Origin of the sequence: Aeromonas sp. 2MA4, from assembly GCF_029237305.1 — a bacterium.
Lineage (GTDB): Bacteria > Pseudomonadota > Gammaproteobacteria > Enterobacterales > Aeromonadaceae > Aeromonas > Aeromonas salmonicida.
Map to the genome: position 1 here is coordinate 106280 of NZ_JAACFY010000004.1, position 16933 is coordinate 123212.

10 protein-coding genes and 1 pseudogene are annotated in these 16933 nt (G+C 60.7%); 6 read left to right on the forward strand and 5 right to left on the reverse strand.

Translation table 11 applies throughout. The features are described from left to right. Positions 1 to 15: 15 nt before the first annotated feature. Positions 16 to 2150, reverse strand: a pseudogene (locus tag GWQ31_RS05975) (TonB-dependent siderophore receptor). A 292-nt stretch (positions 2151 to 2442) separates the two neighbouring features. Further along, the gene (locus GWQ31_RS05980; RefSeq protein ID WP_275908890.1) at positions 2443 to 3354 is read right to left on the reverse strand and encodes an AraC family transcriptional regulator; all 912 of its coding nucleotides are present in this window, start codon (positions 3352 to 3354) and stop codon (positions 2443 to 2445) included. 291 nt (positions 3355 to 3645) lie between these two features. Between GWQ31_RS05980 and GWQ31_RS05985 the strand changes: the two genes are divergently transcribed. Continuing rightward, entirely contained in the window at positions 3646 to 4386 is a 741-nt protein-coding gene (locus GWQ31_RS05985) for an SDR family oxidoreductase (RefSeq protein WP_042869918.1), read from the forward strand. An 85-nt stretch (positions 4387 to 4471) separates the two neighbouring features. Here the strand turns inward: GWQ31_RS05985 and GWQ31_RS05990 are convergent, their stop codons facing one another. Then, entirely contained in the window at positions 4472 to 5377 is a 906-nt protein-coding gene (locus GWQ31_RS05990) for a LysR family transcriptional regulator (protein ID WP_059167554.1), read from the reverse strand. Positions 5378 to 5478: 101 nt separating this feature from the next. On the opposite strand from GWQ31_RS05990, the gene GWQ31_RS05995 reads away from it, so the two are divergent. The 3 genes from GWQ31_RS05995 (at position 5479) to GWQ31_RS06005 (ending at position 8894) form a co-directional block, all read left to right on the forward strand. Continuing rightward, on the forward strand, positions 5479 to 6117 hold the full coding sequence (locus GWQ31_RS05995; protein ID WP_265461466.1) for an NAD(P)-dependent oxidoreductase: 639 nt from the start codon (positions 5479 to 5481) through the stop codon (positions 6115 to 6117). Between the two features lie 446 nt (positions 6118 to 6563). Then, positions 6564 to 7634, forward strand: a complete 1071-nt coding sequence (locus GWQ31_RS06000) for a 2-oxoglutarate and iron-dependent oxygenase domain-containing protein (RefSeq protein WP_275908891.1) — start codon at positions 6564 to 6566, stop codon at positions 7632 to 7634. A 96-nt stretch (positions 7635 to 7730) separates the two neighbouring features. Next, positions 7731 to 8894 carry an aminotransferase class I/II-fold pyridoxal phosphate-dependent enzyme gene (locus tag GWQ31_RS06005; protein WP_275908892.1) on the forward strand — a complete coding sequence of 388 codons (1164 nt, stop codon included), beginning with the start codon at positions 7731 to 7733 and terminating at the stop codon, positions 8892 to 8894. A 139-nt stretch (positions 8895 to 9033) separates the two neighbouring features. Here GWQ31_RS06005 and GWQ31_RS06010 read toward each other — a convergent pair whose 3' ends face one another. Both GWQ31_RS06010 and asd read right to left on the reverse strand, forming a co-directional pair. Then, on the reverse strand, positions 9034 to 11814 hold the full coding sequence (locus GWQ31_RS06010) for a pitrilysin family protein (protein WP_275908893.1): 2781 nt from the start codon (positions 11812 to 11814) through the stop codon (positions 9034 to 9036). A 622-nt stretch (positions 11815 to 12436) separates the two neighbouring features. Beyond that, a complete protein-coding gene (gene asd / locus GWQ31_RS06015; protein ID WP_125602200.1) occupies positions 12437 to 13552 on the reverse strand; it encodes an aspartate-semialdehyde dehydrogenase in 1116 nt (371 codons plus the stop codon). A gap of 364 nt (positions 13553 to 13916) precedes the next feature. Here asd and ycaO point away from each other — a divergent pair, with 364 nt between their 5' ends. Both ycaO and focA read left to right on the forward strand, forming a co-directional pair. Beyond that, on the forward strand, positions 13917 to 15677 hold the full coding sequence (gene ycaO, locus GWQ31_RS06020; protein ID WP_275908894.1) for a 30S ribosomal protein S12 methylthiotransferase accessory factor YcaO: 1761 nt from the start codon (positions 13917 to 13919) through the stop codon (positions 15675 to 15677). A 381-nt stretch (positions 15678 to 16058) separates the two neighbouring features. Further along, a complete protein-coding gene (focA, locus tag GWQ31_RS06025) occupies positions 16059 to 16907 on the forward strand; it encodes a formate transporter FocA (RefSeq protein ID WP_005310913.1) in 849 nt (282 codons plus the stop codon). The last annotated feature ends 26 nt before the right edge of the window (positions 16908 to 16933 follow it).

Below are 16933 nucleotides of genomic sequence, written 5' to 3' on the forward strand. Positions count from 1 at the left end.
GCCCGGGGCGCAGGGTCAGAATACGTATTTGAGTCGCGCCTCCATATTGCGTTCTGCCCCGAACCAGCAGTTGTTCTGGTCATAGCAGGAGTAGTAGGTCTTGTTAAAGAGGTTGCTGGCACTCACCGAGGCCTCCACCCCTTCAGACGCTGGCTGAGTTGGGCCAGATCGTAGGACGCCGCCATGTCCATCAGCAGGTAATCCGGTACCCTGTCCGTGTTGGCGGCATCAAGCTGTGCCTCCCCCACGTAACGCAGACCGGCCCCCAGCCGTAAACCCTTATCCAGCTGGTAGTTGCTCCAGAGGGATGCCATCTGCTTGGGCACCCAGACCGGGGTCTTGCCCTGCAGGCTGGTGGTATCGCGGGTGATCTCCATGTCCTGGCGGGTATAACTAAGCGCCAGATCCAGCTGGCTGGTGAGATCGACTCGTCCATCCAACTCGACGCCCCTGGAGACCATCTCTCCGGTCTGCAGCTTGGACCCATAGACGTTGTCCGGATCCGTCACCAGCGCATTTTGCTTGGTGATGTGGAAGACCGAGGCGGTAAAGGTCTTGCTCATGTCCTCGGAAAGATACTTGAGCCCCCCCTCCCACTGATGGCCTGTGGCAGGGTCAAAAGCCTTGCCGCTCTTGTCCGCCCCCGCTACCGGTTCGAAGCTCTCGGCATAGCTCACATAGGGGGAAAAGCCGCCATCCAGTTCATAGAGAGCGCCGAGACGGAAGGAGAGGTTGTCCTGATCTATCTTGGCGAGGGACTGGCTCGCCGCGCCCTGATAGAGGGTCTGGCTGTCGGTGTCCATCCGGTAGCTGTCGTAGCGGGCACCGCCTATGGCCACCAGCCGGTCGAGTCGCACCTGATCCTGCAGATAGACGCCGGTCTGGGACTGGCGAATGGTCTTGCTGTCCTGATAGTTGAAGGTGAGGGCCGCCGGCACTATCTGGCTGTGGTTCGGGTTGAAGATGTCGATGGCGGGGGCGGAATAGTCCAGCGTATCCCGGTAGAGCACCCGCGCATCCAGATACTGGTAATCGACCCCGAGCAACAGGTTGTGCCGGGCGCTGCCGGTCATCACCTTGCCTGCCAGCTGGTTGTCGATGACAAAGCCTCTGGACTCTTCATCGGTCAGATAGGCATTGCGGGCCAGAGTGCGGTGGTCCGCCGCCAGCGCCGCATTGTAGGTGTTCTGCTGGTTGGCCGAGGCGTCCATGTAGCGGGCGTTTTGCAGCAGTTGCCAGTTGTCGTTGAAGTCGTGGCTCAGCTTGTAGCCAAGCAGGGTCACCTCCCGGCTGTAGTGGTTCCAGTTCTCGTCGCCGAGGAAGCTGTCACTGCCAAGCTGGCCCAGGGGATTGGACTTGACCGAGCCGCTGGCCGGCACTGTGGTGTAGATACCGGCTTGCGGGTCTTTCTGGTAGTAGAGGCTCAGATTCAGCAGGGTGCGATCACTCAACTGCCAGTCCAGCGATGGCGCGAACACATAGCGCTCCTCCTGTGAGGTCACCGCCTGCCCCTCCTTCTGACGGGCCAGTCCCACCAGCCGATAGGCAAGTTGCTCATTGATGGCGCCCGTGCTGTCGAGGGTCAGCTCCTTGAGGGTGCCGGTGCCCGTCGCCACGCTGAGGCTGTGTCTGGCCTCACGTTGCGGCCGCTTGGCGATCAGGTTGACCATGCCCCCCGGCGGCATGCTGCCGTAGAGCACCGAGGTCGGCCCCTTGAACACCTCCAGCTGCTCGATGGCCACCGGATCTATCTGGGGTTGCAGGTTCCAGTCGTTGTATTGCAGCAAGAGGCCGTCGTAGAAGTTCTGGTAGTTGTCAAAACCACGGATATTGAACAGGTCCAGCCGGTTGACCGCCCCGCCGCGCAGCTCGGTATTGACGCCGGGCACGTAGCGCAGTGCCTCGCTCACCGAGCTCACACCGCGCTGCTCCAGGGTCTCGCCGTCCACCACAGAGATGGCCTGGGGCGTCTCCATGGGGTCGAGCCGGGTCTTGGTCGCCGTGTTGCGATAGGTCTGGCCCAGTACCGTCAGGGTTTCATCGGCCACCGCGCCTTGCGCATTGGACATGGGGGCGGCCAGCACGGGGCCGGCCAACAGGGCGGAGATGGTCGCGGCGACCAGGGTCAATGGGGGGTGAACAAGTTGCATCTGATCCTCGACTGCTTGGCACAAGTTAATGGTAACAAATCTCATTTGCATTTTATTGTGCAAATTTGCTCTCGAATTAACAATTTGGGGCATGTCGGCAGGAAGAGCGGCAAAAGAGGGGCAAGAAAAGCCCCATCCGACGACCTGTTATGTCGGTGGAGAAAGACCTTGAATTCAAATGGCTATCTTTTCTAAAGGCAGGCTTTAATGAGATGACTGCCAATGGCGGGGTGCCACTGTGCTTGATACAGGCCGGACGATGGGCACCCTGCCGCTAAACAGCTCACAAGGTTCAACCCCGGCGGGGGGCTATGGGCAACCAGTACTCCATGTGGGCATCGGGTTGCAGACCATCAAAACCTAAGGCGTAACGCTCCAGCTCGAAACCATCCAGCCCCCGATAACCCGAGGCGGGCAGCCAGTGCAGGATAAACCAGTTGAGGGTCTGCCCCAGCTGACTGATGGGGCCGACGTGGGTAAGCACGGCGTACTCCTGGGGCGGGATGGCCAGACGAGCCAGCCCGCTCGGCGGCTCGCTCCCCTCCTCTGCCACCACGCCCGCCCAGTAGGCCAGCTGTTCCCCCGCCCCTGACACATCTACCACGCCGATCAGATCGCGGGCCCTGTCCAGGCCGCCGGCACTGCGCAAGGCACGCCAGATGGCGGGCACCGTCTGCTGAAAATCGGGCGAGCTGGCAAAGAGCCCGCGGATCAGTCCCCTGACCCCCTGCAGCATGAAACCCGACTGACTCTCGACCCTTACCTGCACCAGTCGGGGTGTATTGGCAAGCGGCATAGGCGCTCGCACCAGCGGGGTGCGTAATCCCAGCCGCAGACCCCGTTTGCGATAGGCCAGCGGCGAGCAGCCGAACTGCTGCTTGAAGGCACGGCTGAAACTCACCTCGGAACCAAATCCGTAGTTCAGCGCCAGATCCAGCACCCGCTGGCGGCTCGTAAGCAGCGCCTCCGCCGCCAGGCTCAGCTTGAGCTCGCGCACATAGTGGGCCACCGTCAGCCCTGTCTCGTGCAAGAAGACCCGCTGCAACTGCCAGCGCGACCAGCAGCTCTGCTCGGCCAGCTGCTCCAGCGACAAGGGCTGATCCAGATGCCCGTGGATGTAGTCGAGTACCCGCTCGATGCGGGTGAAATGGGCGCTAGCCTGTGGCACAGGGCCAGGGGATGCAAGGGGGAAGGTCGGTGTCATTGGATGGTCGGGATCGCTGCCAGCAGAGGGGCACGCTCGCCCAAGTGGCCACATTAAACATGGCCGCTGCCCCGGCGGCAAGTGGTCTGCTGCCACCGGCGAACAGCGCACGCCCTGTTTGTGGCTCAACCCCGCGCGCTCACCTATGCCTTCAACGAGGCCGTCAAGCCAGGTTGTCAGACTGTCACAAAAGTGACGCGTTTCCCTGTCAGATTGTTTGAAAACAAATATATCAATTAGATTTGAAAGCCCATAAAGTCCTCGTTCGAATCTTTTAAAGGGAGAGCCAAGATGAAAAAAATTGCCTTGATCACCGGAGCCCGTGGCGGCATCGGATCCGCCATCACCACTGCCTTGCTGGCTCAGGGGTATCGCATCATCGCCACCCACTCCAGCGGCAACAGTGCAGCGGCCCACGACTGGTACGGGGAGCAGGGCTATCGGCCGGATCAGGTGCGGCTGCTGCCGCTGGACGTGGCCGACACCGCCATGTGCCGCGAGACCCTGGGTCGCCTGTTGCAAGACGAGGGCCGGGTGGACGTGCTGGTCAACAACGCCGGCATCACCCGGGATGGCGCCTTCAAGCGCATGGCGCCGGAGCAGTGGTTCGAGGTGATCCACACCAATCTGTGCAGCCTCTACAACGTGACCCAGCCGCTGTTCGATGCCATGTGCGAACAGCGCGATGCCCGCATCATCAACATCTCCTCGGTCAACGGCCAGAAGGGACAGTTCGGTCAGGTCAACTACTCGGCGGCCAAGGCGGGCATGCTGGGCTTTACCAAGGCGCTGGCGGCGGAGGGGGCCCGCTTCGGGGTCACGGTCAACGCCATCGCCCCCGGTTACACAGCCACCCCCATGGTGGAGGCGATCCGCAGCGATATCCTCGACAGCATCAAGGCCGACATTCCCATGCGCCGCCTCGCCAAGCCGGAGGAGATCGCCGCCGCCGTGGCCTTCCTCGCGAGCGAAGCGGGCGCCTATATCACGGGGGAAACCCTGGCCATCAACGGCGGCCTCTACATGAAATAGCGCCGGGATCAAGGCGAACGACAGAGGGCAGCCAACCGGCTGCCCTCTGTGTTTGCAAGTCGGGACGAGATAGTTGCCACCCGGCTCAGGAGCGCGCCGGCACGGCCCCCGAGGGCTCGGCGAAGTGGCTGCGCAGGGCAGTGATCACCCGCCGCACCTTCTCCGGGATCTCCCGCTGCGGGGTGATGGCATGGATCTCCATGGGCGGAACCCGAAAGCCCGGCAGCAGCTCCAGCAGCCGACCCTGGGCGAGATCCTCGGCGATTTCCCCCTCGGGTTGCAGCGAGACCCCCTGCCCCGCCAGGGTGAACTGGCGCAGCGGCAGCACGTTGTTGCACACCACCCTGGGCTTGGGTTTGACCTTGTGGCCCTGCCCCTTGTCGTCGAAGAAGGTCAGGCCCCCGCTCAGCATGTCCGCCGCCAGCCAGTCGTGTTCCAGCAGATCTGCCGGACTGCGCGGTGTACCCTTGCGCGCCAGATAGGCGGGCGAGGCACACAGCAGCATCCGGGTCTGACCCAGCTTGCGCGCCACCAGGCTGGAGTCGGACAGGGTACCGACCCGCAGCGCCACGTCGATGCGCTCGGCGATGAGATCCCGCTTCTCGTCGTCGGCGATGATCTGGATGCACAGGCCGGGATGGGCCTGCAACAGGGGCGACAAGGCCCGCGCCAGCGGCTGGCCCGCCATCCCCACGGGCGCCGTGATCCGCACCTCGCCGAGCAGGCTGTCGCGCACCTCGGAAAGGCGCAGCTCGGTCTGGTTCAGCGTCTGTTGCAGCGACTGGCACCCCTGCCACACCACTTCCCCCGCCTCGGTCAGGTTGAGGCGACGGGTGGAACGGTGCAACAGGGTGAGGCCGAGCAGGCTCTCCAGCTGGCTGATATGCTGACTGACGGCGGAGGGGGTCATGCCAAGAGCCTTGGCGGCGCCCGTCATGCTGCCCGCCTCTACCACGGCGGCGAAGATGGCGTAACGTCTGAGCTGTTCCATTATTAAATCCAGCTTACAAGTGAATCAATTTTACAGTCGATTATTAAATCACATTTGGCGGAGTAGGATAGCCCCATTCCAACAGTGAAGGAGAATCACCCATGAAAATTGCCCTGATCGGTGCCAGCGGTTTTGTCGGTACAGCCATCCTCAATGAAGCCGTCAGCCGCGGCCATCACGTCACCGCCATCGTCCGCGATGTCAGCAAGGTGGCTGCCCACCCGCAGGTCACCGCCGTGGCGGTAGATGCCCAAAACCCACAGGCACTGGCCGAGGTGCTCAAGGGGCACGACCGGGTGATCAGCGCCTACAACCCGGGCTGGACCGCACCGGACATCTACGACCAGTACCTCAAAGGGGCCAAGGCCATAGTCGAGGCGGCCGTGACCGCCCGCAGCTGGTTGCTGGTGGTCGGTGGTGCCGGCAGCCTGGAAATCGCCCCCGGCGTACAGCTGGTGGATACCCCGGACTTCCCGGCCGAGTGGAAACAGGGCGCCCTGGCGGCCCGCGACGGTCTCACCGCCCTGCGCCGTGAAACCACCCTCGACTGGCGCTTCGTCTCCCCGCCCGTGTTCCTCGAACCCGGCGAGAAGCGCGGTGGCTATCACCTCGGTGGCGATCAGGTGCTCTTCAGCGGTGACAAGCCTGCCGGGATCACGGTCGGCGATCTGGCCGATGGCGTGCTGAACGAGGTGGAAAAACCGGCCCACCTGCGCCAGCGCTTTACTCTGGGCTACTGAGTGGGCAACCGAGTGAGCACGCTCACCGATCAGGCCCTTGTCTGATCCCTGCTCAAAGCACACAACAAGAAGGGAGGCATCAGCCTCCCTTCTTGTTTCTCGTCTCCGATAGCCCGGCCCACTCCCGCCAGTGAACGCTATGCCAGCCAGCCGCGTGTTCTCGCAATAGCCGGGGGCCCGCTGTGCTGATGGGACTGTCGGAACACAGCCCCGTTAACCGCTCAATAAACACCCACCCGAATGGGTGTCGAATTCTATTTCGATTTTTGTATATAACTAAGAATAATTTGTTGTTTCCGTCTTATAACGCCGAACAGTAGCATCACCCTCAATCCAAATGGCGCCATCTTTACCGGTCGGCCCGGTGTGTCACCACCGACCCGCGCTGTCATGTTTGCACTGAGTCGTCGGGAATGCCCCGGTACTCAGAAAATGAGGAGGTGCACATGGAACATTCACCACTGCCGATCATCGATCTCGCCGCCCTTGGTGGCGACCCCGAGGCTCGTCGCCAGATGCTGGCCAAGCTTGGCCGGGCGGCCCGCGACATCGGCTTTTTCTATCTGACAGGCCATGGCCTGAGCGAGGCGCAACAGCAAGAGACCCTGGCGCTGGCGGCCCGTTTCTTCGCCCTGCCGGAGCAGGAAAAACGTGCGGTGCAGATGGTACACTCCCCCCATTTTCGCGGTTACAACCAGGTGGGCGCCGAACTCACCCGCCAGCGGCCGGACCGGCGGGAGCAGTTCGACATCATGAATGAGACGCCTGCGCTGGCAGAGGACGAGATCCATGCCCCCTGGCAGCGGCTGATAGGCCCCAACCAGTGGCCTGCCGCCCTGCCCGAGATGAAAGCGCATCTGCTGGCCTGGCAGGATCGCCTCAGCGACATCACCCTCACCCTGCTCGACGCCTTCGCCGAGGGGCTGGCGCAGCCGCAGGGAGTGTTCGATGCCAGCATTCGCGGCAAGCCCTATCAGCACATGAAGCTCATCCACTATCCGGGGCGCGAAGCAGGTAGCAGCAGCCAGGGAGTGGGCGCCCACAAGGATCCCGGCTACCTGACCCTGGTGATGCAGGACGATCACTCCGGGCTTGAGGTAGAGACGGCGGCAGGCTGGATCCCTGCGCCGCCCCTGCCGGGGGCGCTGGTGGTCAATATCGGCGAGTTGCTTGAGCTGGCCTCCAACGGCTACCTCAAGGCCACCCTGCACAGGGTGGTGAGCCCGCCGCCGGGGGTATCGCGCCTCTCCTGCGCCTTCTTTATGGCGGCGCGACTCGATGCCACTGTGCCGCTGCTGACCCTGTCGCCGAGTCTGGCGGCGCAGGCGCAAGGCCCCGAGAGCGACCCCGCCAACCCGCTCTTCTATCAGGTGGGGGAAAACGTGCTGAAAGGACGGTTGCGCTCCCACCCCGACGTGGCGGCGCGCCACTATACCGCCGACCCGGCTTCAGCCAACGAACAGATGGCAAGCGAGCAGACGACAAACAGCGAGCGGCGCGAACCGCAGCCAGCCTGACTCTGCCATACCAATTAAACGGGGGACGCCGCGGCGTCCCGTAACCCGGATGACACAAACAGTTAAGCCACAGCCTGGCAATGACGGAGCAATACAATGAAATTCAAGACAATGAGCGTGCACAGCGGCCAACGGATCGATCCCCAGACCGGCGCCCTCACCACCCCCCTCTACCAGAGCAGCACCTTCAGCTACTTCAATGCCCAGGCGGGCAAGGAGCGTTTCGCGGGTCAGGCCCCCGGCTTCATCTACAGCCGCTTTGGCAACCCCACCACGGCCGAGCTGGAGCAAAAACTGGCGGCCCTTGAGGGTGCCGACGAGGCGCTGGTGGTAGCGAGCGGCATGGCGGCGGTGAGCGCCATCATGTATGCCCTGGCCGACAGCGGCGATGAGGTGGCCTACATAGGTCCGCTCTACGGCGGCACAGATGCCTTCTTGAAGCAAACCTTCAGCCGCGCCGGCATCAAGGTGACCGCCTACGAGAGCGATCAGGATCTGCTGGCCAACATTCGTCCCGCCACCAAGGTGGTACTGTTCGAAACCCTGACCAACCCCACCCTCAAGGTGGTGGATCCGCGGGTGGTAGTGGAAGCGGCCCGCAAGGTGGGTGCCATCACCGTGTGTGACAATACCTTCCTCACTCCCTATCTGTTGCGCCCACTGGAGCTTGGCATCGACATAGTGATGCACAGCGGTACCAAATATCTGGGCGGCCACGGCGACATCATCGCCGGGGTAATGGCCGGCTCCCACGCGCTGATGAAATCCATCCGCACAGTGGCGCTCAAGCACATCGGCTCCCCCATAGGCCCGCAGGAGGCCTACCTGCTGCAACGGGGAGTCAAGACCCTGCCCCTGCGCATGGATGCCCACCTGCACAACGCGCAGAAAGTGGCCGAGTTCCTGGCCGTTCACCCGGCGGTGAAGAAGGTGATCTACCCGGGCCTCGTCAGCCACCCGGGCCACGATGCCCTCGGCGCCTTCGCCAGCGGCTTTGGCGGCATGGTGAGCATAGAGCTTGAAGGGGGCTTTGCGCGCTGCGCCACCCTGCTCGACAACCTGCAACTGTTCGTGCAGGCGGTGAGCCTTGGCGATCTCGAGAGCCTGGCCTGCCATCCGGCCAGCACCACCCACGCCGCCATGGACGAAGCGAGCCGCCTCGCCGCCGGAGTGAATGACGATCTCATTCGCTTCAGCATTGGCGTGGAGGACGCCGACGATCTGATCGCCGATCTGGCGGCGGCGCTGTCCCTCGTCTGACGGACAAAGGCTAACCTTTACGGCTGACAGACAATCTGACGTACAAAGAGCCCGCCCCATCACTGTGATGGGGCGGGCTCTTTTATGGCTGCCTGACCTGCCGGCACGAGCTGATGGCGTGGCGAGCCAACAGTCGATGTCAGAAACCGAGCGCCACCCGCTTCACCGGCCAGCCCAAGGTCGCCAGTTCAGGGGCCAGTATCTTGGCATCCCCCACGACCACTATCACCATGTCATCGGGATCGAGCCAGCGCCGGGCAAGGTCTCTCAGGGTCAACGCCGACAGCTGGCTGACCGCCTGCACCCGCTGCTCCACGTAATTTTGCGGCCACTTATCCAGCAAGATGGGCAACATGTAATCCACCTCCTGGGGCAGTGTCTCGTAATCCAGCGCCTGGCGGTTGAGCACACCTTCACGCAGGGTTCTCACCTCCAGCCGGGTGGGGCCCTGCCGCTGGTATTTATCGAGCTCCTGCAAGATCTGCTGCAAGGCGGCCCGGGTGACGTCGGTGCGCACACTGCTCTCCAGCAAGAAATGACCCGCCTTGCTGTTGCCATTGAATGAGGGGTGGATGCCATAGGTATACCCCAGCTCTTCCCGCAGCCGAATATGAAGACGATCCGTCAAGGAAGCATTCATCAACCGGGCCAGAAACTGCTCGCCAACCGCATCGCTCGCCATGGCACGACGGCCCATGCGAACAAGGCTCTGGCTGGCACCGGGATTGTCCACCAGATAGATGGCGCGTCTGGCCTGCTGGCCGGTAAACCCGAGCGGCTGCAGAGTGGGCGACTGCCCCTCTGGCTCAACCAGAAAAGAGAGTGCACTCATCACCTTCTCCTGCGCCAGATCGCCGCTCACTACGACCCTGGCCTCACCGCTGCGATACACGGAGTGATAGAAGGCTCGCACGTCATCCAGGGTCAGCGTCTGCCACTGGGCCTGCGGATCCGGCACCCTGGCCAGTCCGTCGATCAGCGCATAAAACTGCTGGTCGGCCTGCCACTGCGGATCCCTTGCCTGTTGTTTCAGCCATTGCCGGGTCTCGAGCTTGATGCGTTGGAAGTCCGTCGGGCGCAAGGCCGGCTGAAGTAGCAGCTCCCGCACCAGGGCCAGCGTCTCGTCAAAGTGGGAGGTCACGCCCTGTATCCAGACAGTGCTGTGGCTACCGTCATGACCAAAACTGAGTCTGGCGCCCAACTGACGTGCCCGCTCCTCAATGGAGGCCAGCTGCCAATGCTCGTTGCCCTGGAAGAGCATGCCGGCTGTCAGCTCCGCCAGTCCGGCCTTGCCATCCGGCTCGGCCCTGCGTCCGCCGGGCCAATGTATGCTCATGACAAAAGCTGGCACCTCGTCGCTGTAGTGGCCGAGCAGTGAGACCCTATCCCCCAGGCTGGCTTGCCACAGGGTCGGTATGGGCACCGCCAGAGCACCGCCACTTGCAGGCATCTTGCGCCTGTCGAGGTTTTCCTTGACAAGACGGGGGGCCAGCCGGGTGTGGGACAAGGTCGGTGGCAAGGGGGACGGCTCGACAAAATTGGCAGGATCTGCCTGCCATTCGAGGTGATCCCCGGGCACTACGCTCAGCACCACCCTGGGTTTATGCAACACATAACGCTGCAGCACCCGCTGCAGATCGGCAGGCGTTACCCTGGCTATTCGCTCGAGATAGCGGTGCAGGTAATTGGGATCCTGAAATAGACTGTGGCCCGTGCCCAATAATTCCGCCTTGCCGGCCACGCTGTCGAGCGACCAGATGAGATCGGCACGCAAGGCATTGGCCGAGTGGTCGATCTGGGCTTTGGAGGCTCCATCCCGAGCAAAACGGGCGATGACACTGTCTATTTCGTTCTTGATGGGCCCAAGCTCCACCCCCAGCGCCAGATTGGGGATTGCCTTGATCACCAGCATGCAGGCGAGCACACCGCACTCATGGTTGGCAAAGACAGATACCAGCTTGCCACTTTGTTGCAGCTGCTGTTGCAGCACGCTACTGGCTGAGCCACCCAATTGGTCGGCCAGCAGGTCCAGGGCTTCAAAGCCGGGTTCCCGGGCAGAGACGGTGGGATAGGCCAGCACCAGCATGGGCTCAGCGATCTCATCAACCAGAGTGCGGTAGCGGCTCTTTTTCAGGGCCACAGGCCGGGTCACGGAACGGGACAGTTTGGGGCCTGCAGGCAGGGAGCCAAAATAACGTTCGACCCAGGCCAGGGTTTGCGCTGGCTGGATATCGCCACCTATCACCAGAGTGGCGTTGTTGGGGCCATACCAGCGCAGGAAGAACTGGCGTACATCCTCCAGAGTGAGACGGTCCAGATCCTCGACTCGCCCGAATGGCGTATTGAAGTAGGGGTGATTGGGTGGATAGAGAGTACGATTCAGCACCTCCGGCACCCGACCATAGGCAGGTCCGTCGACAAACTCGGCGCGCCCATTTTTGACAAGGTCACGCTTGGCATCAAGCTGCTGTTGATAGAGGCTATCGAGCAGAAAGCCCATCCGATCCGACTCCAGCCAGAGCACTTTTTCCAACTGGTTGGCCGGCACCGTCTGGTAATAGCGGGTCTGATCCCGCGTCGTCAGCCCGTTGATGTCACGCCCCCCTACCTGTTGCAACAGACGGGTATGCCCCAACCTATCCACATGAGCCGAGCCCTGAAACATCATGTACTTAGAGAGGTGGGCCATGCCGGACTGGCCCGGCGCCTCTTCGGCCAGCCCGACCCGGTAATTAACTTCCACATGCACCAGAGGATCCGAGTAATCCTGCGTAAGGATCACCGTCAGGCCATTATCCAGCCGATATTGCTGGTAAGGTACTATCAGCGGATTGCTGCCCTTTTTCTGCTCCTTGACCAGCACTGGGCCAGCCAGGGCAACAACACTGAAGAAATACAATATACTCCACACGACTCTCATCTTATGTCCCAATTCTCAAGTCTGAACACTATTATTGTTTTCTGTTGTTGCACTTATTTCATATTTTTCATATTCATATCCGTCGCCAGCTGCGCCGCGATTTATCTGCTTATCCGCGGTGATATCTGGCCATGGTGCCTGATCAGCACGCCCTCGCCTCACTGACAGCCACATGGATGCCATGGTTTTGTGGTGGCATACGGCATACAGGCAGACACGAGGGGCCAAGGCCGCCAGTGTAATCAATCGGGGTCTTGAGGGATATCCTGCGGGCGCCCTCATTTGTAACAAACCATAAGATAGCAAGGGCCGCAGCTTAATAGCGGTCAGTCCGTCCATTATTTCAAATAAAGATGAATCATCCCTGCTTTCGGCAACTCAGGCCGTGAAGGGATACGGCATGAAAAATAGTGAAACATGGCTATTGAGCCAGAGAAAAATAATGGGTTGCGAAGTGATGCTATCCGTTCAATTAATCACGAAACAGTCGATGTCAATATAAGGGACAACACCGCCGACATAACCCTGCCCTGGCTGACACACAGCGTCGATATAAAAAAGAGGCAAAAAAAAACAGGGGGCCTGAGCCCCCTGTCCTTTCGTTATCCATTGCCTATCAACGTCAGCCACGGGCTAGCAGTATGTTGAGCATGCGGCGCAGGGGCTCGGCGGCGCCCCACAGCAACTGGTCACCCACGGTGAAGGCGGCCAGGTATTCCGGGCCCATGTTGAGCTTGCGCAGACGCCCCACCGGTATGCTGAGGGTGCCGGTGACGGCGGCCGGGGTCAGCTCGCGGGCGGTGATGTCGCGATCGTTGGGGATCACTTTCACCCAGTCGTTGTGGGCGGCCAGCAGGGCTTCGATCTCCGCCAGCGGCACGTCTTTTTTGAGTTTGATGGTGAAGGCCTGGCTGTGGCAACGCAGGGCACCGATCCGCACGCACAGACCATCCACCGGAATGGCGGCATCTTCGATCCCCAGGATCTTGTTGGTCTCGGCCTGACCCTTCCACTCTTCGCGGCTCTGGCCGTTGTCGAGCTTGGTGTCAATCCAGGGGATGAGGCCACCGGCAAGCGGCACGCCGAAGTTGTCCACCGGCAAGGTGCCGGAGCGGGTCTTCTCGGTGATCTTGCGCTCTATGTCGAGGATGGCAGAGGCGGGATCCGCCAGCTCCACCGCCACTTCGTCGCGCAGCAGGCCCATCTGGGTGACCAGCTCGCGCATGTGACGCGCGCCACCGCCCGATGCAGCCTGATAGGTCGCCACACTGACCCACTCCACCAGATCGGCCTTGAACAGGCCACCCAGGGCCAGCAGCATCAGACTGACGGTGCAGTTGCCGCCGACGAAGGTCTTGAGCCCCTTGTCCAGCGCCTGTTCGATGACGTCACCGTTGACCGGATCCAGTATGATGACGGCGTCCTTCTCCATACGCAGAGAGGAGGCGGCATCAATCCAGTAACCCTGCCAGCCAGCGGCCTTCAGGCGGGGATAGACATCCTTGGTGTAGTCGCCGCCTTGCGCCGTGATGATGATATCCTGCTTGGCCAGCGCCGCGATATCGAAGGCATCCTGCAAGGTACCGGCATCCACGCCGAAGTTGGGGGCGGCCTCACCGGCCTGGGAGGTGGTGAAGAAGGTGGGTTGAATACGGGCAAAATCCTTCTCTTCCTGCATCCGGCTCATCAATACCGAGCCCACCATGCCACGCCAACCGACCAAACCTACTTTTTTCATAATGTCCTACCCTGGATAGCTGTTATAGAAACTGTGTATTGACACCCGTAACCCCTTGTCCGACGCGGGCCGTTCACAAGTAGATTACAAAATACGTGTTGCGAAAAATGCATCTGTCCACATTACGGATTGTGACGGCGGGTGCAAGTCGAATTGCGCAATATTCTGTGCCGTTCGCTGCAATATCCGCCAGCCCGCCGCTGCCTTGGCCGCCAAGCGGGTATCCCCCAGCTTCTTGCGCAAGGTTGGCGCGGGATCAACACAGGGACTCCCGGGTGCCAATCCTGTTTTTTGCCTGCCAAATGGGCTGACCCCTGCTATTATCTGCGGCCAAACATGAGCCAATAAAAATCAGGATATTGTGATGACCGACCACACTTTTATTCCCGGCAAGGACGCGGCACTGGAAGACTCCATCGACCGTTTCCAGACCAAGCTGCAAGCCCTGGGGTTTGATATTGAAGAGGCCTCCTGGCTCAACCCTGTGCCCAATGTCTGGTCCGTACACATCCGGGACAAGGAGTGCGCCCTCTGTTTCACCAACGGCAAGGGTGCCAGCAAGAAGGCGGCCCTCGCCTCCGCCCTTGGCGAATATTTCGAACGCCTCTCCACCAACTACTTCTTCGCCGACTTCTATCTGGGCGAGCAGGTGGCGAACGGGGATTTCGTTCACTACCCGAACGAGAAGTGGTTCCCCATCGAGGGTGACCAGTTCCCGGCCGGTCTGCTCGACAGCTTCACCCGCAAGTTCTACAACCCGGACGGTGAAGTGACCGCCGACATGCTGGTGGATCTGCAGTCGAACAACGAAGAACGCGGCATCGTCGCCCTGCCCTTCGAGCGTCAGTCTGACCACGAGACCGTCTATATCCCGATGAACATCATCGGCAACCTCTATGTCTCCAACGGCATGAGCGCCGGCAACACCCGCACCGAGGCGCGCACTCAGGCACTCTCTGAAGTGTTCGAGCGCCACGTGAAGAACAAGATCATCGCCGAGGCCCTGAGCCTGCCACTGATCCCGGACGAGGTGATTGCCCGTTATCCGGGGATCGCTGCCTCCATCGCCGCGCTCGAGGCCGAAGGTTTCCCTATCTACAGCTTCGATGCCTCCCTGGGCGGCCGTTATCCGGTCATCTGCGTGGTGCTGCTCAACCCGAGCAACGGCACCTGCTTTGCCTCCTTCGGCGCCCACCCGCGCTTCGAAGTGGCCTTCGAGCGAACCGTCACCGAGCTGCTGCAAGGCCGTGGCTTGAAGGATCTGGACGTGTTCGTGCCGCCGTCATTCGACAATGAGCAGGTGGCGGATCACCATAATCTGGAAACTCACTTCATCGACTCCTCCGGCCTCATCAGCTGGGATCTGTTCAAACAGGATACGGACTTCGAGTTTGCTGACTGGGATTTCCGCGGTACCTCCCAAGAGGAGTTCGACCACCTGATCGGCATCTTCCACGAGCTGGAGCAGCCGGTCTACATCGCCGACTATGAGCATCTGGGCGTCTACGCCTGCCGCATCCTGGTGCCGGGCATGTCCGACATCTACCCGGCCGAAGACTTGCTGCTGGCCAACAACAACATGGGTGCCAACCTGCGGGAAGTGATCCTGGCACTGCCGTCCCTGGAGTGGGATGCAGAGCAGTACATGGCGTTGTTTGATCAACTGGATGAAGAAGGGCATGACGAGCGTACCCGGGTGCGCGAGCTGCTCGGCATCGCCGCCGCCAAGGGCACAGCCCTGCACACCCTGCGGGTGGGCGAGCTCAAAGCCATGCTGGCGCTGGCCGCCGGTGAGCTGGAGACGGCGCTGGATCTCATTGACTGGACCATGGAGTTCAACCAGTCCGTGTTCCCGGCTGATCTCGCCAACTATTACCGTGCGCTGCGCGCCTGTGTCGAGCTGTTCATCGACGAGGAGCGTGATCCTGAGCAGTACCGCGCCGTCTTTACCCGCATGTACGGGGAAGAGACCCTGGCCCATGCCTGGGCCAACGCCCGCGGTGAAGCCCGCTTCCACGGACTGGAGGCGGCGGATCTGTCGCTCGCCCAGTTCCCGCTGCACCAGAAGCTGCTGGCCGCTTACGAGAAACTGCAAAAAGCCAAACGAGCCCATAGCTGGGCCTGATGTGATAGTCTGTTGAAGGGGCCTTGATGGCCCCTTCTGTTATATGGCGTCCTGGCGAGGGGTTTATTATTCAAAGATGAAATAAAAAACAAAAAATACCCCTAAGGGGATTGGCAGCCAAGGGGGCATGATGCGGAACGGATGCAAAGATGCCTTGCCAGTGCCTGTTTTATGGCTTGACAAAGAAATTCTTTAAAATCATTGCATTAAAAAAGCACCATTTCTGTTTCAGCTGAAACCTGGTGTAAAGAACGGCTTCCAGAGGACTCAAATATTTGTAGTAAAATTACATTCACAATCTGCAATTCTTGATCGGAGTCAATTTTGACGATCTGGCCCTTTGTTATGATTTCCACAGGCAAAACAGCAGGTACATGAGAATTGAAAGCAGAATCTCCCTTTGATTGTCTCAAGCCAGAAGCCATCGCAGCATTGGCAGAAGACATCACCTATGCCAAGGCTACCAAGCCTGCACACAAGGTCATCCCCCTTGCCATCACAGCAGGCGCTTTCATCGCCATCGCGTTTGTCTTTTTCATCACTGTCACCACGGGTGCCGGCGATGTGGCCTGGGGCCTCAGCAAACTGGTCGGCGGCCTCTGTTTCTCCCTCGGTCTTATTCTGTGTGTGCTGCTCGGCGCCGAGCTGTTCACCTCCACGACCCTGACGCTGGTGGCCAAGGCTGCCAACCGCATCACCTGGGGTCAACTGCTCAAGAACTGGGGGCTGGTCTACTTCGGCAACCTCATCGGCGGTCTCATCATAGTCGCGCTCATCATCATGTCGGCCGAGTACACGGCGGCAAATGGCCAATGGGGCCTCAATGCCCTGAAAGTGGCCCAGCACAAGATCCACCACACCTTCTTCGAGGCCCTCGCCCTCGGTATTCTCTGCAACCTCATGGTGTGTCTCGCCGTGTGGATGGCCTTCGGTGCCCGCAGTGCAACCGACAAGGTGATGGTCATGCTGCTCCCGGTGGCCATGTTCGTGGCATCCGGTTTCGAGCACAGCATTGCAAACATGTTTATGATCCCGGTCGGTATCGCTATCCATAGCGTCGCAGGCCCGGAATTTTGGCAGGCCATCGGCCAGGATCCGGCGACCTTTGCCGATCTGACCGTATCCAACTTCGTCCTACACAACCTCATTCCTGTCACCATAGGTAATATCATTGGTGGTGGCGTCATGGTTGGTCTGACTTACTGGTTTATCTTCCGTCGTCATCATTAAGGATGATTGCGGGATACTACATCAAT

Bases quoted from the DNA above. Each gene is read 5' to 3' on its own strand.
- GWQ31_RS05980 (WP_275908890.1), bottom strand. From the start codon at position 3,354: ATGACACCGACCTTCCCCCTTGCATCCCCTGGCCCTGTGCCACAGGCT.
- GWQ31_RS05985 (WP_042869918.1), top strand. From the start codon at position 3,646: ATGAAAAAAATTGCCTTGATCACCGGAGCCCGTGGCGGCATCGGATCC.
- GWQ31_RS05990 (WP_059167554.1), bottom strand. From the start codon at position 5,377: ATGGAACAGCTCAGACGTTACGCCATCTTCGCCGCCGTGGTAGAGGCG.
- GWQ31_RS05995 (WP_265461466.1), top strand. From the start codon at position 5,479: ATGAAAATTGCCCTGATCGGTGCCAGCGGTTTTGTCGGTACAGCCATC.
- GWQ31_RS06000 (WP_275908891.1), top strand. From the start codon at position 6,564: ATGGAACATTCACCACTGCCGATCATCGATCTCGCCGCCCTTGGTGGC.
- GWQ31_RS06005 (WP_275908892.1), top strand. From the start codon at position 7,731: ATGAAATTCAAGACAATGAGCGTGCACAGCGGCCAACGGATCGATCCC.
- GWQ31_RS06010 (WP_275908893.1), bottom strand. From the start codon at position 11,814: ATGAGAGTCGTGTGGAGTATATTGTATTTCTTCAGTGTTGTTGCCCTG.
- asd (WP_125602200.1), bottom strand. From the start codon at position 13,552: ATGAAAAAAGTAGGTTTGGTCGGTTGGCGTGGCATGGTGGGCTCGGTA.
- ycaO (WP_275908894.1), top strand. From the start codon at position 13,917: ATGACCGACCACACTTTTATTCCCGGCAAGGACGCGGCACTGGAAGAC.